Raw genomic sequence first — 469 nt, 5'->3', positions numbered from 1 at the left:
GTATATTGTCGGCCAGGATAAACCGCGAAAATTTGAAGCGCTGGCGGAAAAACGCGGTGTGCGTAGCAATGTGCATTTTTTCTCTGGGCGCAATGATGTCGCGGAGTTGATGGCCGCAGCCGATTTATTGCTGCACCCGGCCTATCAGGAAGCGGCAGGAATTGTTCTGCTGGAGGCCATTACCGCAGGTCTGCCGGTGTTGACCTCTGCCGTCTGTGGCTATGCGCATTATATTGCGCAGGCTAACTGTGGTGACGTTATTGAAGAGCCCTGGCGGCAGGACGCGTTGAACGACATTTTACGTAAAGCGTTGACCCAGCCGTCATTGCGCGCCGCGTGGGCAGAAAACGCACGGCATTTCGCGGATACGCAAGATTTGTACAGTCTGCCGGAAAAGGCGGCGGACATTATTACAGGTGGTCTGGATGGTTGAATTGAAAGAACCGTTAGCCACATTATGGCGCGGTAA

The 469-nt window shown here is 53.7% G+C and carries 1 protein-coding gene; it reads left to right on the top strand.

The window, feature by feature from the left end; all coding sequences use genetic code 11:
* The coding region (locus QQZ18_RS11425) for a glycosyltransferase (RefSeq protein ID WP_284541045.1) at positions 1–433 on the top strand (433 nt) is incomplete at its 5' end.
* Positions 434–469 lie beyond the last annotated feature (36 nt).

It is taken from the genome of Pleomorphomonas sp. T1.2MG-36, from assembly GCF_950100655.1.
Lineage (GTDB): Bacteria > Pseudomonadota > Alphaproteobacteria > Rhizobiales > Pleomorphomonadaceae > Pleomorphomonas.
This window is presented reverse-complemented; position numbering and strand designations above follow the sequence as displayed.